The 18,641-nt window shown below is 63.6% G+C and carries 12 protein-coding genes; 8 read left to right on the top strand and 4 right to left on the bottom strand.

Translation table 11 applies throughout. The annotated features are described in order from the left end of the window. Nucleotides 1–204: 204 nt before the first annotated feature. From LZ016_RS08440 to LZ016_RS08430, 3 genes are all read left to right on the top strand, one after another. Complete coding sequence (locus LZ016_RS08440) at nt 205–3,297, top strand: TonB-dependent receptor (RefSeq protein WP_241446944.1); 3,093 nt, start codon at nt 205–207, stop codon at nt 3,295–3,297. Between the two features lie 66 nt (nt 3,298–3,363). Next, the gene (locus LZ016_RS08435; protein ID WP_241446943.1) at nt 3,364–4,050 is read left to right on the top strand and encodes a DUF6445 family protein; all 687 of its coding nucleotides are present in this window, start codon (nt 3,364–3,366) and stop codon (nt 4,048–4,050) included. 11 nt (nt 4,051–4,061) lie between these two features. Continuing rightward, complete coding sequence (locus LZ016_RS08430; RefSeq protein WP_241446942.1) at nt 4,062–5,894, top strand: family 43 glycosylhydrolase; 1,833 nt, start codon at nt 4,062–4,064, stop codon at nt 5,892–5,894. Here the strand turns inward: LZ016_RS08430 and LZ016_RS08425 are convergent, their stop codons facing one another. Both LZ016_RS08425 and LZ016_RS08420 read right to left on the bottom strand, forming a co-directional pair. Further along, nucleotides 5,895–7,328, bottom strand: coding sequence for a glucoamylase family protein (locus tag LZ016_RS08425; RefSeq protein WP_241446941.1), 1,434 nt, complete (start codon nt 7,326–7,328; stop codon nt 5,895–5,897). Between the two features lie 8 nt (nt 7,329–7,336). Next, nucleotides 7,337–8,317: a LacI family DNA-binding transcriptional regulator gene (locus LZ016_RS08420; RefSeq protein WP_241446940.1), complete on the bottom strand. Its 981-nt coding sequence runs from the start codon at nt 8,315–8,317 to the stop codon at nt 7,337–7,339. A 155-nt stretch (nt 8,318–8,472) separates the two neighbouring features. Here LZ016_RS08420 and LZ016_RS08415 point away from each other — a divergent pair, with 155 nt between their 5' ends. Next, nucleotides 8,473–10,758, top strand: a complete 2,286-nt coding sequence (locus tag LZ016_RS08415; protein ID WP_241446939.1) for a glycoside hydrolase family 3 N-terminal domain-containing protein — start codon at nt 8,473–8,475, stop codon at nt 10,756–10,758. Here the strand turns inward: LZ016_RS08415 and LZ016_RS08410 are convergent. After that, on the bottom strand, nt 10,755–12,080 hold the full coding sequence (locus LZ016_RS08410) for an MFS transporter (protein WP_241446938.1): 1,326 nt from the start codon (nt 12,078–12,080) through the stop codon (nt 10,755–10,757). The genes LZ016_RS08415 and LZ016_RS08410 overlap by 4 nt on opposite strands. Next, nucleotides 12,080–14,515: a glycoside hydrolase family 31 protein gene (locus LZ016_RS08405; RefSeq protein WP_241446937.1), complete on the bottom strand. Its 2,436-nt coding sequence runs from the start codon at nt 14,513–14,515 to the stop codon at nt 12,080–12,082. Before LZ016_RS08405 ends, LZ016_RS08410 begins: the two co-directional genes overlap by 1 nt. Nucleotides 14,516–14,714: 199 nt before the next feature. Here LZ016_RS08405 and cyoA point away from each other — a divergent pair, with 199 nt between their 5' ends. Genes cyoA through cyoD form a run of 4 tightly spaced genes read left to right on the top strand, consistent with a single transcriptional unit; the run spans nt 14,715 to nt 18,641 of the window. Further along, the gene (cyoA, locus tag LZ016_RS08400) at nt 14,715–15,608 is read left to right on the top strand and encodes a ubiquinol oxidase subunit II (RefSeq protein WP_241446936.1); all 894 of its coding nucleotides are present in this window, start codon (nt 14,715–14,717) and stop codon (nt 15,606–15,608) included. Beyond that, nucleotides 15,605–17,620, top strand: coding sequence for a cbb3-type cytochrome c oxidase subunit I (locus tag LZ016_RS08395; protein WP_241446935.1), 2,016 nt, complete (start codon nt 15,605–15,607; stop codon nt 17,618–17,620). The genes cyoA and LZ016_RS08395 overlap by 4 nt, the downstream gene beginning before the upstream one ends. Next, nucleotides 17,617–18,255 carry a cytochrome o ubiquinol oxidase subunit III gene (cyoC, locus tag LZ016_RS08390; protein ID WP_241446934.1) on the top strand — a complete coding sequence of 213 codons (639 nt, stop codon included), beginning with the start codon at nt 17,617–17,619 and terminating at the stop codon, nt 18,253–18,255. The genes LZ016_RS08395 and cyoC overlap by 4 nt, the downstream gene beginning before the upstream one ends. Beyond that, nucleotides 18,252–18,641 (top strand): cytochrome o ubiquinol oxidase subunit IV, encoded by a 390-nt coding sequence (cyoD, locus tag LZ016_RS08385; protein WP_241446933.1) that lies wholly within the window; start codon nt 18,252–18,254, stop codon nt 18,639–18,641. The genes cyoC and cyoD overlap by 4 nt, the downstream gene beginning before the upstream one ends.

The raw sequence follows: 18,641 nt of genomic DNA, 5'->3' as shown, positions 1-18,641 counted from the left end.
ATGCCGCATACAGTTGCGCTTGGGTCGCGCTCGTGATTGACAACGGCCCGACCCATGGTCTTTGCTCTGAAGACGAAGAAGTTGAACAAACGATTTTGTAACCGGTTACAAATCGGCACCTGGGGAGAGGGCCTAGTGATCACGCTCAACAGCAAGCGTAAGCTTGCAAACGGAATTTCCGCATTTGCATTCGCAGCAGGGCTCATGGTCGCCGCCCCGGCCCATGCGCAGGTTGCCTCGTCGACCCTTGAGGGGCATGTCGACGGCGCCAAAGCTGGAACGCAGGTCGTCGCGACCGACAACAACACGGGCCAGCGCCTCACCGGTACGGTCGATGCTGCGGGCAATTATTCCATCCTCGGCGTGAACCCGTCGACCTACACGGTAACCGTCGACGGACGTGAGCCGCAGCAGACGCAAGTTCTCGTCGGTCAATCGGCGATCGTCGACTTTGTCGAAGCTTCTGCTTCGAGTGGTGCGGGCGGAGGCATCGTCGTCACGGGTCGCCGCAGCCGGCAGCCGGTCACCGCCCAGGCGGTTGCCACGAACATCACGCCAGCGCAGATCGAAAACCTGCCGCAGAACCGGCGCAACTTCCTGAGCTTCGCAGCGCTCGCGCCGGGCCTCCAGGTCACTCCGGGCGGCAACGCCCAGATTCAGGCGGGCGCGCTCGCCTCGTCGAACGTCAACGTTCTTTTGGACGGTTTGAGCTTCAAGAACCCGATCAACCATGGCGGCGTGGTCGGCCAGAACTTCGGTTTGGGTAACCCATTCCCGCAGATCGCCGTCCAGGAATATCAGGTTCAGACGCAGAACTTCGGTGCCGAAACGGGGCAGGCCGGTTCCGCCGTCCTCAGTGCGATCACAAAGACCGGCGGTAACGAGTTCCACGGCTCAGCCTTCATCGAGTTTCAGCCGAAAGCCTTCATTACTCGCCCCTACTTTGAGCATCCCGGCCGCCGCCTCAATCCTGGCTTTCCGTGCCCGGATGACGCGACACAGACCTGCTACAATGAAAAGGGCGACTACAACCGCAAGCAGTTCGGCGGCGAGATCGGTGGGCCGATCATCAAGGACAAGCTCACCTTCTACCTTGCGGCGGAGGCGACGAACCAGAGCCTCCCGGGGTCTTCAGGCGTTCTCCGCCAGCCCTTCCCGCAGAACGTGCAGAGCCAGATCCTCGTCCCGCGTTCGTTCGACTTCAAGCAGCGGCTGTATTTCGGCAAGCTGACGTTCTTTGCGACCGACAACGACACGCTCAACGCGTCCTACTATCGCCGTCGTGAAGACAATCTCAGCGACGTGGACGATGTCGCCGCGCCGGAGCACGGCCGCCGGATCCTCACAGAGCAGGATCGCTACCAGCTCAACTGGCGGCACAGCGCCGGAGATTTCCTCAATCAGCTGAACATGGCCTACGACAAGGGGACGCAGGCCACTCCGCGGGTAAGCGAGGGGCCGCAGTTCACCGTCACCTCCACGCAATGTCCTGACCCGAGCTGCGAAACCTGGTCGTACACCGGCCCGGGCTCGCTTTCGCCGCAGTACTCGACGGGGATCGACGGCCAGTTCGCCTATCTCGGCGCGCACTTCTTCGTCCAGGGCGACAAGCAGAAGGGCATCTTCATTCGTGATGACATGACCCTTCGCCGGGGTGAACACACGATCAAGTGGGGTGGCGAGGTCAACTTCCTGAAGCTGGCGCGCCGGGTCGAGAACTTCACGCAGCCGGGCTTCTTCTACTTCAACCCGGGCCCGACGGGCACCTTCGACCAGTTCACGCAGCAGCCTGACGTCGGCGTGATTGCGACCGGACCCAATCCGGAATTGAGCCTCAAGGACACCCAGATCGGTGTCTACATCCAAGACGAATGGAAGCCGGACCAGCACTGGACCATCAACGCCGGCATCAGGTGGGACTTCGAGAGCAACGCCAACAACAACGATTATGTGACGCCGCAGCGCATTGCCGATGCTCTGCGCGCATATCCTGGGTGGGCTGCCCGCGGCATCGATCCGGAAGATTACATCTCCACGGGCAACAACCGCGATCCGTTCTACGGAGCGTTCGCGCCGCGCCTGGGCGTGTCTTACGACGTACACGGCGACCGCGACATCGTGATCTTTGGCGGACTTGGCCGCTACTATGACCGCAACCTGTTCATCCAAGGCGCGATCGAGACGATCACGAACGAGAACTACATTACGCCGGTGGTTTTCTGCCCGCCGGGGACTGCTGCTCCCGCGGGCGGCAACGGTTCGTCGACAGCGAACTGCGCGGCGTTCGACCCGGCGATGCTGAGCAATCCGGAACTGCTTCGCGCGGTTGCGGCGAGTCAGGGAATTGGAAACTCCGTCTTCCTCTTGGACAACAAGATGAAGACTCCGTTCTCGGACCAGTTCGACATCGGCGTCCGGAAGCGCTTCGGCCAGATCCAGACCTCGCTAACATTCTCGCACATCAGTTCGCACAACATCTCGATGTTCGCTCGCGCGAACTTCTTCGAGAACGGTTGGTACACCCGCTTCGTCACTCGTGACGCAAACGGGAACGTGACGGGCTGCACCAATGGCGGCGATGCTTGGATCCAGGACTCGATTCCGGGCGGCCTGACGAACCAGGACGGCTCGCCGGTTCCGACCAGCATTTGCGCTGCTCAGAACGGACAACTCGCCGGCTTCAACGGCAAGCTCAACCGCATGCTGAACAACGGCAAGGCGCGGTACAACGCGATCTACGTCACGGCCGAAAAGCCGTTCACGGACGCGTCGACCTGGGGCTTCACAACGGCGCTTACGCTGCAGCGCGCCCGCAGCAACGTCGCGCAGGAGCTGAACAGCGACGAGTTCTACAACGGCGTGGCGCTGGATGATTACGGGTGGAACAACGTCAACGGCGTTCCGAAATGGAACTGGGTGACCTCGGGTACCTGGCGCGCGCCGTACGACATCATTTTGTCGGGCATCCTGACGCTGAACTCGGGTCCGGCCTTTGGCAACATCATCTTCGGCAACAATCCCGACGGATCGTGCTGCTACGCCAACCTTGGCGGACCGCTGTGGCCGAAGAAAGACATTGCCTACAAGCGTCTCGACCTGCGCGTTGCGAAGACCTTCAAGCTGCCCTGGGGTCACGAGTTCACGGCCGAGTTCGAGGCGTTCAACGTCTTCAACTGGCTAAACCGCAACTATCCGTCGTGGGACGCCGGTGGCGGCGCCAATCCGCCGAGGACTTTCGACGACCAAGTGAGCAACGACGCCCGCGCCTTCCAGGCGGGTCTGCGCTACAAGTTCTGAGCAAGTACGGCGGGGTCTTCGGGCCCCGCCGATTTTCGTCTATCGACGGGGGCTGGAGACGGGTTGGTGAGACCTGAACTGCGCCGCGTCGGAGTGCTGCAGAGCCCCGTCGTCGTCATCGATGACTTTACGGGCGACGCGGAAGCGGTCGCCCGCCTCGCGGACGCGCTCGCGCCTTACCCCTTCATCCGCGACAGTTACTATCCCGGCGTCCGCCAGCTTATTCGCAGGGGAGACCGCGAAGCGGACGCTTACGTCGAGCGGCTTTGCAACGACGCCGCGCAGTTCATCGCCGGCGCGTTCGAGTACGACAGCTTTGATCTGGCCGAGGCGAGCTTCTCGATCGTCACCACCGATCCGCCGCGCCTGTCAGAACCGCAACGAATGCCCCATTTCGATTCCACCGACCCGAAATACCTCGCGCTGCTGCACTATCTGCGCGTTCCGGAAGGCACGGGCACCGCGTTTTACCGTCAGCGATCGACGAACATCGAAATGGTGACGGATGACAACCGGGCCGACTTCATCCGCGCTGCCCAGTCGGAGGTGAAGCAGATGCCGCTCAACTCCGGATACATTCGCAGCTCTAACGACTTCTTCGAGCAGATCGGCGCGGTGGAAGCCGTTCCCGACCGGCTCGTCATCTACCAGGGCAGCCTGCTCCATTCGGGCATCATTCCGCCCGGCATGAATTTCAGCACAGACCCGCGTGTGGGCCGCCTGACGGCCAACATCTTCGTGCGCGGGCATTGAGAGAGGATCGAATGCGCAAGATCGGCTTGTTGTTGGCGTGCGGTGCGGCTCTGCTGGCGGGTACGCCGGCGCATGCCCAGAAGAGGACTTACATCAACCCGATCGACTTGGATTACCGCTACAATTGGGAGCAGACGAACAACGGCGTCAGCTACCGCACCGGCGCCGATCCCGCGATCGTGCGGCACAAGGGCGCATACTACCTCTTCCAGACTCTGGCCGACGGTTACTGGCGCTCGACCAACCTCATCGACTGGAACTTCATCACGCCGTCGCGCTGGCCGTTCGGCGGTATCGTCGCTCCTGCGGTCGCTTCCGATGGCGACCGCCTGATCATCTGGCCGTCGATGTCCTTCACGCGTCCGGGCTCGATCCTCGTCACCACCGCTCCAGAGACCGGCAAGCTCGACTTCCTCGTCCGCACCATGCCGGACCTGCCGCACGCGGTCGACGACCGGTATCTTGAGAAGATGAAGCCCGGCGACATTCCGCCGGGGCCGTGGGACCCGGGTTTGCTGAAGGACGATGACGGCCGCTGGTACCTCTATTGGAACAGCAGCAACGTCTTCCCGATCTACGGCATCGAGATCGAGTTCAAGGACGGGACCGTCGTGTACAAGGGCGAGGCGAAGCCGCTCTTTACCCTGCACCCCGAGCAGCATGGCTGGGAGCGTTTCGGCCAGGATCACAGTGGCCTGCTCGCCAACGGCCAGCCCACGAAGCCCTATGTCGAGGGCGCGTGGGTCACCAAGCACGACGGCAAATACTATCTCCAGTACGGAGCGCCCGGGACCGAGTTCAACGCCTACGCGAACGGCACCTACGTGTCCGACAAGCCGCTGGGGCCGTTCAAATATGCCGAGTACAACCCGATTGCGTACAAGCCCGGCGGCTTCGTGCAGGGCGCCGGCCACGGGTCCACGTTCGAGGACGCCTACGGCAATTACTGGAACACCGGTACGCCGTGGATCGGCTACAACTGGACGTTCGAGCGGCGGATCAACATGTTCCCGGCGAAGTTCGAAGCGGATGGACAATTTCACGCCTCGTCGCGCTTCCAGGATTTCCCCCAATACATGCCGAAGAAGAAGGTCGACGACATCGACAGCCTGTTCACCGGCTGGATGCTGCTGTCCTACCGCAAGGCCGCAAGCGCATCTTCGACGATGGGCGAGTTTGCCGCTGATCGCGTCACGGACGAGAATCCGCGGACCTTTTGGGTCGCGGCCGCGAACAAGCCCGGCGAGACTCTGACCCTGGACCTGGGCGCGGTGAAGGCCGTCCACGCCGTCCAGGTGAACTATGCGGATTACAAGTCCGGCCGCTTCGCCGACGCGCCCGACATCTATACGGAGTTCGAGCTGCAGCACTCGGTGGACGGCAAGACCTGGCAGCCGCTCGCCAAGCCCGACGGGTCACGGCGCGACCGCGCGAACGCCTATCTCGAACTGCCGCAGCCTGTGCGCACGCGCTACGTCCGCTACGTTCACGGCCATGTCGGCGGCGCGAACCTAGCGATCAGCGACCTGCGCGTGTTTGGCAATGCGGAGGGACGGGTGCCGGTGCAGCCGTCGGGCGTGGTCGGCCAGCGCCATCAGGATCAGCGCGACGCGACGATCCGCTGGGCCAAGGTGCCAAGCGCGGTCGGCTACAACATCCGCTTCGGCATCCGGCCGGATCGCCTGACACTCACGCATCAGCTGTTTTCAGACGAACTCGGCAATGGGGCGACGCTCACGAAGGAGCTGCGCTCCCTGAACGTCGGCGTGCCCTATTATGTCGCGATTGAGGCGTTCAACGAGACCGGCGTATCGAAGCTCAGCCGCGTCGTGAAGATGCGCTGATCAGCCAAGCCAGCCGCCGGTGAATCCGGCTCGCTTCAGGCCGAGCCGGATCGCGGGCGAGCGCCGCATGTATTTCCACACGAAGTCGTCGCGATAATTCGCCGCCTGAAGGAGGATCGGCCCCTGATCGATGCCGAGATAGTCGCGCGCTACCCAGCCGTGCGTCGCATCGACGGTACCCGTTTCCAAGCGCTGGTCGGTGAATCTGAAGCTTGGATTGAAGCTGTCCAGGAAGCCGTACTTCATGAAGATGCGTGAGCCGTGTTCGGCAATCATCGCCTCTGCCGCCGGAATGACGATCTCCGGCGCGAAAGGCAGGGAGCCGAGCGCCGCCGTCGGCGCTAGTGTTCCGTCGTCGCGCTCGTCAGGCTCGCCCAGAGGCCCACGCGCGGCATAGCCGTAGAACTGCCTTTCCTCACCTTTGAACGGGAGCCGGAAATTGCCTGGTCCGTCACAGGCGGTCAGGCCCCAGACGCGATCCGAATAGCCGATCCACCCCGTCGGGTTCGCCGAGCAGTAGGCGCGGTTGGCATAGGTCGCGCGGCGGCTGTTCTCGAAATAGTCGAAGCCAGCGACGCGCATCGGCGCGTCGAAGATGCCACGGAAATCGATGAACATGTGGCTGTATTGGTGACCGAACAGCGGCGCGAAGGCGAGGCGCCGCGTCGGACCTTCGCCACGCCAGAACCGATCGTAGTTCGCGGTCCACTGTTCCCACAAGTTGGACGGCGCCGAATGCACGGGCGCACCAAGCGCCAGCACATTGACCATCATTCCTTCGTTGTAGCCGACCCAATTGGCGTCGATCAGGCCTTTCTGGGGATGCTGGCCCATGGAGATCGCCGCGCGTCCGTCGGAGCGAAAGAAATTCCAGTCGGCGCGGGCGTAGAGCTTCTGCGCGAGGTCGCGGATCTCCCGCTCGCTGGCGTCGGAGCCGCTGTAATACTCGCCTGCAAACAACACGCCGAGCAGCAGGATCGTCGTATCGACGCTCGACAGCTCGACGTCCCGGTACCGCTCACCCGTTTCCATATCGAGGAAGTGGTAGAAGAAGCCCTTGTTGCCGGCCGTTCCGCTAGTCTCCGGGCCCTGCGGCGCGTTCCAGAAAAAGCGCAGGGTCGTCAGGGTCAGGTCGCGCGCTTCCGCCCGCGTGCACCAGCCACGCTCCGCTCCGATCGCATAGGCTGGGAGGGCGAATCCCACCGCTGCGATGCTCGAGAATGATGGCGTCGGCCAACGGTCGGGGACGAGACCGTTCTTCCGGTTCACCGTGTCCCAGAACCAGCGGAACGTGCGCTGCTCGATGTCCTCGTAGAATGCGGGAAGTGCGGGCGATCCTGAAGTCAGCGGAGCGGTAACGCAGCCGGGGAGGGCGCTTCCCGCTGCAAGCAAAGTGGATCTCTTGAGAAGCGAACGGCGATCGAGAGAAATCAAGGTCAGTCCTATTCGGAGGCGGTGGTGTCGCGCACGACAAGCTCGGGTGCGTGAAGCTCCCGCCCGGCGGAATCCGTGTTGGAATCGAGCATGTCGAAGAGACGATCGAGCGCTCGTTCGCCGAGCTCCGCAATGCGCACGCGCACCGTCGTCAGGCCTAGATGACTGGCCAGTGGGATGTCGTCGAACCCCGCAACCGCGACTTCCTCCGGAACGCGCAGACCGGCTTTCCGGAGGGCCTGGAGCACCCCGCTGGCCATCATGTCATTTGCGGCGAACACGGCATCGAACGTTGCGCCCTTCGCCAGCAGGGTTTCGATCGCGACCACCCCGGACTCTTCACTGAAGTCGCCCTGCAGGGTTTGCAGCCGGGCAGACGTGCCCTCGATCGCCTTCGAGAAGGCCTCGGCACGTTCCTCCGCATCGATGTTGCCCACGTGGCCGGCGATATGCACGATCCGCTTCCTGCCTGTCGCGAGAAAGTGTTGCGCAACGGCCTTGGCGCCCGCTGCATTGTCCAGGCGGATACCTGCATGAGCGTCGCTATGCGTGTTGACGAGGACGGCAGGCATTCCGGCAGGAAGCGCTTCGGCTACCTCGGCGTCGCTCAGGTGCGGCGCCATCATGATCAGCCCGTCGACACGGCCTCGCATGGCGCGAACGGCGCTTTCCGATTGTGGATGACCGGCGTGCATGTTCGACAGCAGAAGGAGGTATCCGCGGCGGCTCGCCTCACGATCCATGCCGCGCACGATTTCGGAGAAGAACTCGCCGTAAAGGTCCGGAAGGACGACGCCGATGGCATTGGTCCGCGCGAGGCTGAGGCTGCGGGCGCCCGCGTGCGGGACGTAGCCAAGTTCCTTCACGGCGTCGGCGACGCGCGCCCGCGTCTTCTCGCTGACGTTATCGAGATTATTGAGCGCGCGGGAGACGGACGCGACCGAAACTTGTGCCCGGCGGGCCACATCTCGGATCGTTGCGTCTCGCATGCATCTCCTATGAACGGCCATTGTCTCGAATGCATCCGTCAGGCGATTGCATTCGGTTCCCACCTCGTTCATGTAACCGGTTACAGTTTGCGTCAAGCACTCTGATCGGGTGACGAGCTCGGGTCGCCGAAGTGGTGCAGGGAGAGGGAGAGAAAATGCTCGATACGCGCATTTCGCGCAGGGCCGCGCTCATGGGTGCGGGCGCTGTGGCGGCCTGGCTTGCGAGTCCTGCTCGCGCCTTGTTGCAGACGGCAGGCAAGCTGGAAGTCCCGGGCTTCGTGGACACGCTGATTTCGCGCATGACGCTGGAGGAGAAGGCGGGCCAGCTGAGCCTGATGGCGTCGGCCTGGGGAGGCGGAAAGGCCGCGGCTCTCAATCCCCCGAGCAACAGCAACTTCCCGCAGCAGGTCGAGGAGGCGCGCCGCGGTCAGCTGACCGGCGTGTTCAACGGCAACGGCGCTCGCATGGCACGCATCATGCAGAATGCGGCCGTCAAGGAATCACGGCTGAAGATCCCGCTGATCTTCGCGGCGGACATCATCCACGGCCACCGCACCATCTTCCCGGTGCCGCTCGCCGAAGTGGCGAGCTTCGAGCCCGACCTTGCCCGCCGCACGGCCGAAGTCGCGGCGTTCGAAGCCGCCGGTGCCGGCATCGACTGGAACTTCGCACCGATGGTCGACGTCGCGCGCGACCAGCGCTGGGGCCGCGGCGTCGAAGGCGGCGGCGAAGACCCGCTGCTCGGCGGCCTGTTCGCGGCTGCGCGGGTGAAGGGCTTCCAGGGCCCGAACCTCCGATCGAACGAGCATTTCCTCGCCTGCGTGAAGCATTTCGCGGCTTACGGCGCAGCGGAATCCGGCCTCGACTACAACACCGTCGACATGTCGGAACGCACGCTGCGCGAGGTCTACCTCAAGACGTACAAGGACGCGTTCGACGCGGGCGCTCTATCGGCGATGGCCTCGTTCAATGAGATTTCCGGCGTTCCAGCGACCGGCAATCACTGGTTGCTGACCGACGTGCTGCGGGGCGAGTGGGGCTTCGAAGGCTTCGTCGTGTCCGACTACACGGGCGACGAAGAGATGATCAAACATGGCTACGCCAAGGATGGTCGCGACGCCGCAAGGCTCGCCTTCCTCGCCGGCGTCGACATGAGCATGCAGAGCGGCCTCTACCGCCAATACCTCCCGGATCTCGTCCGCAGCGGCGAAGTGCCGGAGGAAACCCTCAACACGTCCGTTCGCCGCGTGTTGGCGATGAAGGCCATGCTCGGCCTGTTCGACAATCCCTTTGGCCGCATTGACGAGAAGCGTGAGCAGGCGCGTTCACTTCTGCCACGCAACCGTGCGATCGCGCGCGAATCCGGTCGCAAGTCGATCGTCCTCCTCAAGAACGACGGCGATCTCCTGCCGCTGCCGAAGTCGGGCAAGAAGATCGCGCTGATCGGTCCGTTCGCGTCCGGACAGCACGACCTCGTCGGTCCCTGGGTCGTCTACGGTTCCGACGACAATTCCGTCGATCTCGCCACTGGCGTTCGCGCCGCTGTGTCCGACAAGAACAGCATCATCATCGCAGAGGGTTCGGGCGTCGAAACGGTGATCCCGGGCGGCATCGAGCAGGCCGTTGCGGCTGCGCAGCAAGCGGACATTGTCGTGCTTGCGATCGGCGAAGCGCAGAACATGTCGGGCGAGGCGCAGTCGCGCGCCGACATCACGGTGCCGAAGCCGCAGCAGGAGCTTGCGGAGGCCATCGCGAAGACCGGCAAGCCGATCGTCGTGGTTCTCAAGAACGGCCGCGGACTCGCGCTCGACGGCGCTGTCGCGAATGCGCCGGCGATCCTCGTCACCTGGTTCCTGGGAACGGAAACGGGCAACTCGATCGCGGACGTCCTGTTCGGAGCGTACAGCCCGTCTGGCCGCCTGCCGCTCAGTTTCCCGCGTCTCGCTGGTCAACAGCCTTACTATTACGCGCACAAGCCGACGGGCCGTCCCAACCCGGACCCCAAGCTCGACGAGTACAAGGCGCACTTCCGCGGCATCACGAACACCGCGCTCTATCCGTTCGGCCACGGCCTCACCTACGGCAAGATCGAGTACAGCGAGTTCGCGCTGAGCGCGCCGACGCTCTCCGGCAGCGGCGAGATCGCCGTCAGTGCGCGCATCACCAATCGCGGTACGCGCGCCGCGGAAGAGGTGGTTCAGCTCTACACGCATGATCGCGTCGCGAGCGTCACGCGCCCCGTTCGCGAGATGAAGGCATTCCGCAAGATCAAGCTCGAGCCGGGCCAGTCGGAAGTCGTCCGCTTCGTGCTTCGTCCCTCGGATCTCAGCTTCTACGGCCTGCAGAACAAGCCGATCGTCGAGCCGGGCAGGTTCGACGTGTGGATCGCGCCGTCGGCGGAAGCTCCCGGCGTGGGCGGATCGTTCGACCTGGCGGCTTAAGCGGGCTCCGGATCGGCTCGGCCGTGCGGTGCGCGGCCGAGCGGATTGGCGAGCATCGCCACGCAGGACAGTGCGAGGAAGATTAGCGGAACGATAACGATCGTCGCGCGCATGCCGCTCAGCGTCCCCGCGCTCTGCTGCACGTTCGCGACATAGCCTGCCCCGGCGAAACCCCAGCCGAGGATTGCGGTCGCAATCCCGATGGCAATCCGCTGCAGCAGCGCTGCGACGCCGAACACCGTGCCTTCAACGTGGAGGCCGGTTTCACGCTCGCCATATTCGACCGTGTTCGGAAGCATCGCCCAGAAAACGAAGTTCAGCCCGACGATCATGACCTGCATCATGATCAGGAAGATCTGCATCAGGCCGGACTCGTGCACGTCGATCGCCGCGAAGACGAGCAGCGTAGCCATGCCCAGTCCGGCGGCGATCAGCCACAGGGCGCGCAGCCCGATGACCCGCCCGAACACCATCCAAAGCGGGATCGCAATGCCGCTGACGATGCCCATGGACGCCAGCGCAAGCTGCCCGGCCTCGGGATCGTTCAGCAGATATTTGAAGTAATAGAGGACCGACTTGTTGAGCACGGTGATGGCCACGATCATCGCCATCATCGCAGCGCTCAGCGTCACAAACGCGCGGTTGCGGGCGAGGCTGACGAGCGCCGCGCGAACGCTCCCCGGCAGCGGACGCTCGATGGTCGTGGCTTCGCGGTAGGTCGCTCCGACGAACATCAGGATGATCGTGCCGACGACGGCAAAGAGTACGGCCGCGCCGAAATAGGCCTCCGACGCGGTAGAGCCTGTCAGCCAACGTCCGACCGGGACGGTCGCCAGCGCCACCGTCACCGCCGCGGCAGTTCCGAAGAGCATGCGCGTTCCCGCAACAAAGGCCCGGTCGTCCGTGTCGGCGCTGATCCGCGCGGTCATGGCCAGATAGGGGACGTTCACGGCGGCGTAGGCGGTGCGGAACAGCAGATGCGCGCCGAGGATGCTCGCGATCGCCCAGCTGCCGGTCGTCAGAGGCGGCATGTAGGTGAGCATGAAGCAGAGGCCGAGCGGGATGGCGCCGGCGATCAGGATCGCGCCATAGCGCAACGTGGCATGCCGCCGGTCGACCAGGATTCCGACGACGAAGCTCGCGATCCCGTCCCAAACGGACGCAATCAGGTAGGTCGTCGACGCGACTCCGATCGGCAGCTCCAGCGCGTCCGTGTAGTAGAACAGCAGGAAGAGCATGATGCTCTGCCAGTAGAGATTGAATGCGAAGTCCCCGAAGGCGAACAGCAACAGGCGCGGCCGGGACGGACGGCGGGCCTCCATCAGAAGCGGCTGAGCACGTAGTCGGCCGGACGCTTCTGGTCGGGGAGAACGAAGCGAACGGTGCGCGCCTGGGCGTCCGTCTGGACGTCACTCAGCCCGCGAACGCGAGCAGGGCCGCTCCAGCCGTGAACCGTGACCGCGATTTGCTTCCACCACGGCTTGTACGTGCCTTCGCGCTTGTCGAAGTGCAGCATGATCCCGTCCTTGCCCAAGGTGCAGCGAACGGTCTGACGAAGGCTCGGCCCGCGAACGCTGACGCCGTCGTCCCAGTAGATCGTGCCCTGGCAATCCTGGCCCGGATAGACGTGCAGATCAAGCGGTCCGTTCGGCGTCTCCGCCGTGCTCTGGACCAGCGGCTGGCGCGGCACGATGGCGCCGGCGCGGACGAAGACGGGCAGGCGATCGAGGCGCGGCGTTTCCGTGACGACTTCGAAGGAGGGGCCTTCCTTCTGCGCCGCATTCACTGGAAGCCCGGACCAGTAATCGAACCAGGCTGCGCCCGGCATGCAGACGTCGTAGGGATGCGTGGATTCCGGCTTGGGCGATGGAGCGACGAGAAGGTCACGGCCAACCGTGAAGGCCATGGCCGGATCGCACGGCGCCTTCGCCAGCGCCGGATAATCGTAGAAGACCGGCCGCATCACGGGATCGCCGGTGCGCGAGGACTGCTCGGCGAGAGCGTAGAAATAGGGGAGCAGCCGGTAGCGCTCCTCGATGAAGCGCTTACGGATCGCGAGATGCTCAGGGCCGTCGACCCATGGCTCACCGCGTGGCGTGTTCTTGGCGGCGTGGCTGCGATAGACCGGCGTGAACGCCGCGATCTCATACCAGCGGGTGGCGAGCTCCGGGCTCGCTCCGCCAGTGAACCCGGGGATGTCCGCACCCGACCAGGCGAAGCCCGACAGGCCGAGGTTCAGCATCTGCTGCACCGCCAGCTTCAAATGGTCCCAGGTCGAGTTGTTGTCGCCAGTCCAGGTCACTGCGAAACGTTGTCCGCCGGCAAAGCTTGCGCGCGTCATAACGAAGGGCCGGACGTTTGGGCGGAGCTTCAGGAGACCCTCGTAAGTCGCCCGGCCGTTCTCCATTCCATACACGTTGTGGATCTCGGCATGGGTCGCGGTGCGTGAGGCGAATCCGTCGCCCTCGATCCGGTGGACGGTGTCGAGCGGCATCGTCTTGGTCGGCGTTTCGAAGATCGCCGGCTCGTTCATGTCGTTCCAGAAGCCTGCGATGCCGTCGTCGACGAATGTTTTGTAGAGCGAGCCCCACCAATCGCGGCTGGTCTTGCGGGTGAAGTCGGGGAAGACCGACGGCCCGGGCCATACCGGCGCGACGTAGGTGCTTCCGTCCGCGTTCTTGAGGAACTGGTCGCTCGCGACGCCGCTGTCGTAGGGCGCGTAGCCCTGGTTGGGGGCATGGGCGATGTGCAGGTCGGTGATCGTGACCAGCTTGAAGCCCTGCTGTCCGACTTCCTTGGCCAGCCCCTTCAGGTCCGGGAAGGTCTGCGGATTGGTCGTGAACGGCCGGTTGCGGTCCTGGAAGTCGATGTCCAGCCAGATGACGTCCGCTGGAATCCGATCGGAGCGGAGGCGACCGGCGATTTCGCGCACCTCCGTCTCGCTCATGTAGCTGTAGCGCGACTGTTGAAAACCCATGGCCCAGCGCGGCGGCAGAGGGGCCTTCCCAGTCAGGTCCGTGTAGCGCCGAACGACGTCCGCCACGCTTGGGCCGGCAATGATGTAATAGTCGATCGGCCCCGCGTCGGCGCCAACCATGAGCGTTCCCTCGACCCGATGGCCGAAGTCGAACCCGCTGCGCCATGTGTTGTCGAGGAAGAGTCCGTACGCTCCCGCGGGACCGCCGGTCGCGATGTAGAAGGGAATCGACTTGTAGATCGGGTCGGTGCCGCGATCGAAGCCGTACGCATCGGTATTCCAGTTGATGTAGCTGGCGCCGCGACGGTCGAACGGGCCGGTCTTGTCGCCGAGGCCGTAATAATGCTCGCTGGCCGGCATCAGCTTCCGGATCGCAAACCTCGTGCCCGCGACGATGACGGGCTCTTCCGTGTCGGCGACAATGACCTGACCCTGGCGGTCCTTGACGGTCACCTGCAGCGTCAGCGGGTTGACGGTCACCGACAAGGCCGCGGTTTCGAAGCCGCCGTCCATGGGCTTGACCGCGGCCTTGCTGCTCGAGCGAAGCGCCTGCGGGACGACCCAGCTCGCGTCTTCCGGAAACTTGCCATCCGGCGCCACGCGGACGCGCAGGATCGAGTCCGTAACGGCCGTGACCCGCAGGCTCATCGGGCAGTTGCGGACTTCGACTCCGGTCCGGAGAAATTCGGTAACCGTGTCACACTCCGCTCGCGCCTGTGCCTGTGCGGGTGAAGCGAGCGCGGCGAGGCCAGCGGCGAGGAGAAGGATGGTCTTTTTCATAGGGCGATTTCGACCCTAGCCGACCTCCGCGCGGCTGCAATGGCTAGGGGGAAATCACGATACACCCGGGACAGCTTTGCCTTATTGCCCGCAGGAATGCCGAGTCCTATGGGAACTCGTCCTTTGTGCGTTCGTCTGGGCTTTGACCCAATCATGTCGGCGGGGGCTCGTGAACTCACCCGAGTGTCATGACGAAGGTATGCGCAGCCGGTTGCGGCCGGTGAATCCGGTTCGTGCGACGCTTCTTGTCGGACTGCTTCCGCTCCTCGCCGGGTGCGATCGCGGCATCCTCGACCCCGTCGGTCCGGTCGGCGCCGCCGAGAAGACCATCCTCATCAATTCCACTGCGATTATGTTGGCGATCATCATCCCCACGATGATCGCGACCGTCGCCTTCGCCTGGTGGTTCCGGCGCGGCAACCCCAAGGCCGAATATCGCCCGGACTGGGAATATTCGGGTGCGGTGGAGCTTGTCGTCTGGTCGATCCCCGCGCTGACGATCATGCTGCTCGGCGGCATCACCTGGATCGGGAGTCACGACCTCGAGCCCAGCAAGCCGCTCGTATCGCAGAAGCCGCCGGTCAACGTCGAGGTGGTCTCGCTCGACTGGAAATGGCTGTTCATTTACCCCGACCAGGGCATTGCGACCGTCAACCAGCTCGTCGTTCCGCAGGGTACGCCGGTCAATTACCGGCTGACGTCCGCGACGGTGTGGAACGTCTTCTTCGTCCCGCAATTCGGAACGATGATCTACACCATGCCGCGGATGACGACCCGCCTGAACCTGCAGGCGGATCGGCCCGGCGCTTATGTTGGCCAGTCCGCGCATTTCAGCGGCGACGGCTTCCCCGGGATGCGGTTCAAGGCGGAGGTGCTGCCGCCTGACCAGTTCGCAATGTGGGCCCAAGGCGCTCGCGGCCAGGGTGCCGCCCTCGACGGCAAGACCTATGCCGAACTCTCAAAGCCAAGCAGCTACGTAAAGCCGACAACCTACGGCGCCGTCGCGCCGGGCCTGTTCGACGCGATCGTGGCCGGGAAGGCGCCGACCCAGCAGCTGCCGCACAACCCACAAGCTGAAAGTCCCGCGGGATGAGTGTCATTTTCGGCAAGCTGACCTGGGACGCGATCCCGTTCCACGAGCCGATTCCGCTCATTACGTCGGCGGTGGTACTCGCAGCGGTTGCGGCAATTGCCGTCTGGGTATGGCGCAACGGCTGGTGGCCGTACCTGCGCGACGAATACATCACCTCCACCGACCACAAGCGCATCGGCATCATGTACATCGTGCTCGCGCTTCTGATGCTGGTTCGCGGTTTCGCCGACGCCATCATGATGCGCCTCCAGCAGTCGATGGCGATCGGAGCGTCGCAGGGCTATCTGACGCCGGAGCACTACAACCAGATCTTCTCCGCCCACGGCACGATCATGATCTTCTTCGTGGCGATGCCGTTCGTGATCGGATTCATGAACTTCGTCGTCCCGCTTCAGCTCGGCGTCCGTGACGTCGCGTTTCCGACGATGAACAACGTCAGTTTTTGGCTGACCGCCTCGGGCGCGCTGCTCATCAATCTCAGCCTTTTCATCGGCGAGTTCGCCCGGACGGGCTGGCTGGCGTTCCCACCCCTCAGCGAGAAGGAATTCTCTCCTGGTGTCGGGGTCGACTACTATCTTGTGGCGCTTCAGATATCCGGCGTCGGGACGGTCTTAACATCCGTGAATTTCGTCACCACGATCCTCAAGATCCGTGCACCCGGAATGAGCTATTTCCGGATGCCCGTATTCTGCTGGACGTCGCTTGCGTCCAATCTGCTGATCCTCGCTGCCTTCCCGGTGCTGACCGTCACCCTCGGCCTGCTGATGCTCGACCGCTACCTCGACTTCCACTTCTTCACGAACGACGGCGGCGGCAACTCGATGCTCTACATGAACCTGATCTGGGTCTGGGGGCATCCGGAGGTCTACATCCTTGCCCTGCCGGCATTCGGGATTTACTCGGAAGTCGCAGCGACCTTCTCGGGCAAGCCGCTCTTCGGCTATCGGTCGATGGTCTTCGCTACGCTCGCGATCTGCATCATCTCGTTCATGGTCTGGCTGCACCACTTCTTCACGATGGGGGCGGGCGCGAACATCAACGCGATCTTCGGCATCGCCAGCATGGTCATCGGCATTCCGACCGGCGTGAAGATCTATAACTGGCTGTTCACGATGTACGGCGGCCGCGTGCGTTTCACCGTGCCGATGCATTACCTGATCGGCTTCATGCTGACCTTTGTCGTCGGCGGATTGACGGGCGTCCTGCTGGCGATCCCGCCCGTCGATTTCGTCGTGCACAACAGCCTGTTCCTGGTTGCCCACTTCCATCAGGTCATCATTGGCGGCGTCGTTTTCGCGTTGATGGCGGGCTACACATACTGGTTCCCGAAGGCCTTTGGTTTCACGCTCGACGAGCGGCTCGGGAAGGCCGTCTTCTGGTGCTGGTTCATCGGCTTCCACCTGGCTTTCATGCCCAGCTACCTGCTCGGCTTCTACGGCGCAACGCGGCGCATGCAGCACATCCCGGACCCCAGCTGGGCGCCCTGGCTCCACCTCGAGCTCTTCGGAGCGGTGATCATCGGCGCGGGCATCGTCCTGACCGTCGTGCAGCTGCTCTATTCGATCAAGACGCGCGAGCAGCGCTTGGATGTCACCGGCGATCCGTGGGACGGACGCACGCTCGAGTGGCTGACCCTATCGCCGCCGCCGCACTACAATTTTGCGGTGCTGCCCGACGTCCATGGCGAGGAGGCCTATTGGACGCGCAAGCAGACGGCCATCAAGATGGACCAGCTCATTAAGGAGCCGGACTATCAGCCGATCGAAATGCCCGTGAGCACGCCCGTCGGAGTGATCTGCGCCTTCTTCGCGTCCGTCTGCGGGTTCGCGGTCATCTGGCACATCTGGTGGCTGGCCATCCTCGGACTCATTGGGGCCTTCGCGGTCTTCGTCTGGTACGCCTGGCAGGACGAGCATGAGCATATCGTCCCGGTCGACGAAGTCCGGACGAACGCTCGCGAGCGCCGCCGCATCCGCATGGAACATCTTCACAGTCTGAGCCAGTCCACATGACAACCGAAGCAGCAACAATCGGACTGACGCACAGCGGATCGGAAGACACGGGTCTCGGCCATCGTGGTCCGGAATCGAAGAGCATCGTCGTCCCGTACGGCTTCTGGCTTTTCGTCCTTTCGGACATGGTCCTCTTCTCGGCCCTGTTCGCCACCTACGCTTCGCTGGTGAATGCGACCGACGGCGGACCGACGACCAACCAGCTGTTCGACCGCACTCTGGTTGCCATCGAGACCCTGGCGCTGCTCCTGTCGAGCTTCACCTGTGGTCTCGCGATGATCGCGGCGAAGCGCAAGAACATGAACTTGACGCAGATCTGGCTGCTCGTGACCGGCCTGCTCGGCGCCGTCTTCCTGTTCATCGAGTTCTACGAGTTCGCTCACATGATTGGCGAAGGGGCGCCGCCGCAGCGCAGCGCGTTCCTGTCGTCCTTCTTCACCCTCGTCGGATGCCACGGCGCGCACGTCACGGCCGGCCTGCTGTGGATCGGCACGATGATGGCTCAGATCTGGGCCAAGGGCTTCAAGGAGCACATCGTCCGCCGGCTGCTCTGCCTCAGCATCTTCTGGCACGCGCTCGACATCATCTGGGTCGCCATTTTCACGATCGTCTACCTGATCGGGACGCTTCCATGACCGAACCGCAAGAAGACCATCTGCTCGACGTCGCCCCGGGGCAGCCGCACAGCAACATTCTCAGCGAGACGCTCGCCTACGTCATCGGCCTTGCGCTGGCGCTGATCCTGACCGGCGTGTCCTTTTGGGTCGCTTCGACGGGCGTGTTGTGGGGTCCGGGCGTCGCGGTCGGGCTCGTCGTGCTGGCCATCGCGCAGATGGGCGTGCACCTCGTCTTCTTCCTTCACATCACCAGCGGCCCGGACAACACGAACAACGTGCTGGCGCTCGCCTTCGGCGTGCTCATCGTCTTCCTGGTGATGGTCGGGACCATCTGGATCATGTCGCATATGAACGCGAACATGATGCCGGGTCCGGAGATGACGAACCTGCAGATGCAGCACTGA

This window comes from Sphingomonas telluris (assembly GCF_022568775.1).
GTDB lineage: Bacteria > Pseudomonadota > Alphaproteobacteria > Sphingomonadales > Sphingomonadaceae > Sphingomicrobium > Sphingomicrobium telluris.
The sequence above is the reverse complement of the archived record's forward strand: the minus strand, read 5'-3'. Positions and strand labels throughout refer to the sequence as shown.